This window comes from Thermodesulfobacteriota bacterium (assembly GCA_040758155.1).
Taxonomy (GTDB): Bacteria; Desulfobacterota; Deferrimicrobia; order Deferrimicrobiales; family Deferrimicrobiaceae; genus UBA2219.
Genome location: JBFLWB010000082.1, coordinates 1 through 5,881, shown reverse-complemented (window position 1 = coordinate 5,881; position 5,881 = coordinate 1). Strand labels below are relative to the sequence as shown.

General features: G+C 61.1%; 4 protein-coding genes. All 4 read left to right on the top strand.

All coding sequences use genetic code 11. The features are described 5' to 3' along the window. Positions 1-2,877: efflux RND transporter permease subunit (locus AB1346_04855; GenBank protein MEW6719762.1), on the top strand; the 2,877-nt coding region annotated here is incomplete at its 5' end. Further along, positions 2,864-3,886: an HD domain-containing phosphohydrolase gene (locus AB1346_04850; GenBank protein MEW6719761.1), complete on the top strand. Its 1,023-nt coding sequence runs from the start codon at positions 2,864-2,866 to the stop codon at positions 3,884-3,886. The genes AB1346_04855 and AB1346_04850, both read left to right, overlap by 14 nt. Positions 3,887-3,912: 26 nt before the next feature. Then, positions 3,913-4,521, top strand: coding sequence for a cyclic nucleotide-binding domain-containing protein (locus AB1346_04845; GenBank protein MEW6719760.1), 609 nt, complete (start codon positions 3,913-3,915; stop codon positions 4,519-4,521). A gap of 191 nt (positions 4,522-4,712) precedes the next feature. Continuing rightward, positions 4,713-5,801 (top strand): AI-2E family transporter, encoded by a 1,089-nt coding sequence (locus tag AB1346_04840; GenBank protein ID MEW6719759.1) that lies wholly within the window; start codon positions 4,713-4,715, stop codon positions 5,799-5,801. The last annotated feature ends 80 nt before the right edge of the window (positions 5,802-5,881 follow it).

Sequence of the window (5,881 nt, the reverse complement as noted above, 5' to 3'; positions counted from 1 at the left end):
ATCTTCATGAACAGAAAGTGGCTGGCCTTCGTCCTCGGTGTGGCTGCGTTCGTCTTCGGGGTCGTGCTCTTTGCCTACGTGCCGCAGCAGTTCTTTCCCTCCGCCGAGCGCAACCAGTTCGTGATCGATGTCTGGATGCCTCAGGGAACGAGAATCGAAACGACGGATGCCGTCATGGGGAGGATCGAAAAGGAGCTGGCATCCCGGAAAGGAATCGATCACTGCGCCGCTTTCGTGGGCCAGAGCGCGCCGAGATTCTACTACAACGTGAATCCGCAGCAGCCGGACAGCGCCTACGGCCAGCTCATCGTAAACACCGCCTCGGTGAAGGACACGGACCGGCTGGTGAAGGAGCTCCGTGGGGAATTGGCGGCGCTGATACCGGAGGCGATGGTGATCGTGAAGGAGCTCCAGCAGGGCGCCCAGATGGAGGCGCCCATCGAAGTGCGGATCGCCGGCGACGACATCGGGGAGCTGAAGCGGCTGGGGGACAAGGTCCAGGAGATCCTGGAGAGCGTGCCGTATTCGCAATACGTTTACCGGGACTACTTCAACGATTCTTACAGGGTGGACTTGAAGGTCAACGACGAACTGGCAAACCGCCTGGGGATCACCGACGCCTCGGTATCGCAAACCCTGTTCGGCGCGTTCGACGGCGCTTCGGTGAGCACCTTCTGGGAGGGGGACCGCCCCGTCACCATCAAGCTGCGGCTGGATCCGGCCTCCCGTGCATCCTTCTCGGACATCGGAAACACCTATGTCAACTCGGAGCTGACCCGTGCCAGGGTCCCGCTCCGCGCAATCGCGACGCTGGCGCCGGAGTGGCAGGAGAGCAGGATCGTCCGCAGAAACGGCGTGCGCACCCTGACGGTCCGGGCGTACCCGAAGCCGGGGTACTACGCCTCGAAAATCCTGGAAAAGGCGATTCCGCGGATCGACGGCCTCAAGCTGCCCGTCGGCTACCGGATCTACTACGGCGGCGAAAAGGATAATCAGGACGAGACGTTCCCTCAGATGATCGTCGCCCTTGCCGTCAGCCTTGTGGCGATCTTCCTCGTCCTTCTCGTGCAGTTTCGGACCGTCAGCGAGCCGCTCGTCGTGATGGCCTCCATCCCGCTCACGCTCTTCGGGGCGATACTCGGGCTCATCATCACCCGCAACCCCTTCGGTTTCACCGCTTTCATGGGGCTCATCAGCCTGTGCGGGATCGTCGTGAGAAACGGCATCATCCTGGTCGATTACTGCAACGAGAGACTCGCGGAGGGGGTCGCCTTGGAGCAGGCCGCGCGCGAGGCGGGGGCGCGCCGGCTGCGGCCGATCTTCCTCACCACGATGGCGGCCGCGGTCGGGGTGACGCCGATGATCCTCTCCCGATCGAGCCTCTGGAGCCCCCTGGCGAGCGTCCTCGCTTTCGGCCTCATCTTCTGCATGTTCTTCACGCTTCTGGTCATTCCCGTCCTCTTCGTGGTCGTCAAGTCCCCATCGCTGAAGCGGGGGGCGGTCGCCGCCGTGGTGGCGGCGTGCGTTCTTCTTTCCGCGGGACGGGAGGCCTCCGCGGAGCCGGCGAAGCATTCCGTGACGCTGTCGCAGGCGGTGGAAACGGCTCTCAAGCAAAACGACCTGCTGAAGATCGGCCGGTCGAAGGTGGAGGAGCGCAATCAGAAGATCCTGTCGGCGCGGGCGCATTATTTCCCGTTTCTTTCCAACAACACCAAGTATGTCGCGCTGTCGAAGAACCAGCTTCTTACCATACCCGCCGGCAGTTTGGGGAATATCGGCGGAAATCCTTTTCCCAACGCGGATGCCGAAATCGACCAGGGTTCCACGACCATCCTGTACAGCGAAACAACCCTTGCACAGCCGATGACGCAGCTTCTCAAGATCCGTGAAGCGAACCGGATTGCCCGATCGGATCGCGATATTGCGGAAGCGGACCTGAAAAGGTCGGAAAATGAAATCACACTCCAGGTGCACCAGCTCTATTACGCGCTGCTGATCGCCTGCAAGGAGAAGGAGGCGGCCGAGGCAACGCTCGCGGCGGCGCAGGAGAACCTGCGCGAGGCCGAGAATGCGGTAGCAGCGGGGAATCTGCTGGAGGTCGCACTGAATGCGGCCCGCACGAATCTGCTCCAATCCAGGCATGCGCTTCTCGCCGCGGAGAACCGCATCTCGGACACGACTTCGGAGCTCAACGACATTTTGGGTCTGCCGGCCGACGGTTTCCTGGAGGTGACCGATGGGGGGTTCCCGGAGCTGGCTGAACCGTCAAAGGACCAGGCGTACAGCGAAGCCCGGAAGAACAACGGCGAACTCCGGGCAGCCGGCGAAACGCTGGAAAAGTCGCGCCACGCGGTGCGGGCGGCGCAGTTCGAGTACATCCCGGATGTGACGGCCTATGTCAAGTACGCATACCAGGATGGAGCGCCGTTTTTGACGGATCGCGTCGGCATCTTCGGCGTCGAGCTGTCCTGGAACATTTTCGACTGGGGGAAGCGAAAGGGAGAAGTGGGGCAGCGTTTGGCCCAGCAGTCGCAGGCGGCAACGAACCTCGCGCGGATCGACAAGCGGATCGGGATGGAAATCGACAAGGAGCTCCGGAAGCTGGATCGATCGAAACAAATGGTGGATGTCGCCCGGGAGGCGCTTTCGTTGTCCCGGGAGAACGCGCGGCTCAGCGAAAACCGCCTCAAGGCGGGAACCGTATCGACGGCAAAACACGCAGAGGCGGTTGCGGCACTCAAGAAGGCGGAGCTGGAGGAGTTGCAGGTTTTGCTGACATACCGGCTGGTCCGGGCGGAGCTCGACCAGTTGGTTGGAGTCCTTGCGGCAAGCCGGCAGGGTGGCCAACAGGAAAGGAGCGGTCATGAAGCACGCTAGCGCTGCCGGTGCGTCCCGGAAGAAAAAGGCGGTATTCGGCAATAACCAGCGGAGCCTGCTGGCTCTCGTCAAGGCGTCCCCCCTCGGAACGGTCGCTTTCGATCTTGACGGCAGGATCCTGCTATGGAACCGGGCTGCCGAGGAGATTACAGGGTGGCACGAGGCGGAGGTGCTCGGACTTCCCGTCTGGGTTATCGCCGACGACAGGCGGGAGGAGTATGAGTCGCTTCGCAGGCGCACCTTGAATCAGGAGGTTTTCCAATCGTTGCCTATGGACGCGACGCGAAAAGACGGCCGAAGGATCGTTATCAGCTATTCCACGGCCCCTGTCCTGGACGACAAGAACAACATTTTTGCCACCATGGCGGTCATCCATGACATTTCCGAAAAAATGAAGCTGGAAAGGGATCTCAAGGAAAGCCTGGAGAAGACGAACCGGATACTGGACGAGACGGTTCAATCGTTGAGCGCCGCCGTGGAGAAGCGCGATCCCTACACGGCGGGGCATCAGCAACGGGTGGCCAAATTGGCGTGCGCTCTTGCCGGGGAGCTCGGGGAAAACGTTGCAGAGCGCATGAAAGGCATCCGGACCGCGGCGTTACTCCACGATATAGGAAAGTTGTACGTGCCCGCGGAGATACTGACCCGGCCGGGCCGTCTGAGCGAGATCGAATTCGAACTGGTGAGAACCCATGCCGAAGTGGGCTACGAGATCCTGAAGGACATTGAATTCCAAGCGCAGGTCCCCACCATCGTCCGGCAGCACCATGAACGTCTGGACGGCAGCGGCTATCCCGCGTGCCTCAAAGGGGAAGATATCCTGTTCGAGGCGCGGATCCTGGGAGTTGCCGATGTCGTCGAAGCCATGTCTTCGCATCGTCCTTACCGGCCCGGCAAGGGAATGGAATCCGCGCTCGGAGAGATAAGAAGAGGTCGCGGGACGTCCTACGACCCATCGGTTGTGGACGCTTGCGAAACCCTGTTCAGAAACGGATTTGATTTTTCGTAAACGCCTGCCGCTTTGAGGGGGAAAGGATGAACGCTCCAAGGAGGAAGTCCCGTCTCGTCGGCCTCAAGAAAATCCTGTTCCCGATGCAAAAGGCCCGGGACTTCATGGACACCTCGGGCCCGGCCCGGGTGATGTTCGACCCGGCTGCGCGAACGGCCTCGGGCCAGAAGGGACAGGACCTCGTGGATTTCCTCAAGCAGGCGTCTCTTACTGCCGACCTTGGGCCCGGGGACCGTCGACGGCTCGCCCGAATCGTCCACGAACGGGAATACCGGGACGGCGAGATCATCTTTGATCAGGGCACACCCGCCGCGACCCTCTACATCCTGCGATGCGGAATGGTCCAGATCATGAGAAAAAAGCGCGATGGAGAGGAGATTCCCCTTGCGATGCTGGAGCCCCCGGCCTCTTTCGAGGAACTGGCTGCGGTGGGGGGTGAGGTGGTCCACTGGGCTTCCGCCAGGGCGCACGGCTCGGTCTCCGCGGTGGCCATCGGACGTTCCGACCTCGATGCGCTAAGCCGCAACTTCCCCTCCCTCGCGAACAAGATCCTGATGAAATTGTCCCGGGTCGTTGCCGCGCAGATGCAGATGCTTCTGGAGGCAGAGTATTTCAACGAAGAGATGGAACCGTGACTTCCCGCAATGACTTCGGGTCCGCGGGGATGCTCTTCAGGTCTGCCGCAGCCGGTGTCGGCCTGCTTCTTTCGGCGTACCTGCTTTGGAAACTGCGTAGCCTCATCGTTCCCGTTGCGCTCGGCGGCTCGGTCGCGTACATCTGTCGCCCGCTCGTTGTTCACTTGGAGCGTTGCCGGATGCCGCGAAGTGTGGCGATCGGACTGCTATTGGTCATGTTCTTGCTCGCCGTTCTTTTCATCGCGGGCCGGGTCGCCGCCATCTTTCCGAACGAAACCGCGCTAATCGAACTCAAGGTCCGCGGGCTGTACAAATTCAACGAGAATTACAGGGCTCTGATGGGGCTGGACCCGTCGCTGAAGAAAGGCAATCGACTCTATCGCCTGGTGCATGAAGACACGGAACCCATCGTCGACTGGGTCCATCGCCAATTCGCCCTGACCCCGGAGGAACATTCCTTGTTCCTCGCTCTCCACCCCGCCGGCCCCGATGTCCCGGCCGGTTCCGACCGTCTGGTCGATTACCACCGTTCGAACCGGACGACCCTCAACCTGCGTGCCCGGAGGCCACACGCCGAAGTCGGCGGGGGAGAGCGACCCCCCGAAAGACCCGCACACGCACTGTTCCCGCCCGTGAAGAGGCCTCTTGTTACGTTGGGCAGGATTCTCTCCGCCTGGATCATCGCCCCCCTGGTCTTCGTGTTTCTGCTGAGCGATGCCGGCGAGATCAAGCGCGGCCTCCTTGCCGCGATCCCCAATCCCCTGTTCGAACCGACCTTGAGGGTTCTTGAGGATCTCGACCGTGCGCTGGGCAGCTACATGCGCGGCCTTTTCCTGGAGTGTGTCTTGCTGGGTCTCAGCGTGACGGTGTTTCTCGTCATCGCAGGAGTCGCTCCCCGTTGGGCGATCGCCATCGGTATCTTCGCCGGGGCGACCGATGTCATTCCGTACATGGGATCGGCTGTCGCCTTGGCGGGGGGGCTGGCATATGCCCTCTTGGCGGAGGAAATCCATCCTCTCCTGCCCGTCGTCGATCCCGGGAGTTTCGTGATCTGGGTACTTGCCGCGGTCGGGTTGGCCGAGGCGCTCAAGAACGTCTACGAGCCGATCGTCCTCGGCGACGCGGCCACACTTCACCCTCTCGTAGTATTGATCGGGGTCGTTGGGAGCGGCATTCTGTTTGGCATTGCCGGGATGTTGCTGGCTGTTCCGGTCATCACCGTCGTTAAAACATTGATCTCCAGTACCGCCCGGCAACTGAAAGCGTATGGACTGTTGTAAGAGGCATCACGATCTACTTAATTAATAACGACTTTTCGTGCCTCTTGGAATTTGTCACGATATATGCGAATAGTTTGTCA

Excerpts from the sequence above, each read along its gene's own strand:
- AB1346_04850 (MEW6719761.1), top strand. The coding sequence starts at position 2,864 with ATGAAGCACGCTAGCGCTGCCGGTGCGTCCCGGAAGAAAAAGGCGGTA.
- AB1346_04845 (MEW6719760.1), top strand. The coding sequence starts at position 3,913 with ATGAACGCTCCAAGGAGGAAGTCCCGTCTCGTCGGCCTCAAGAAAATC.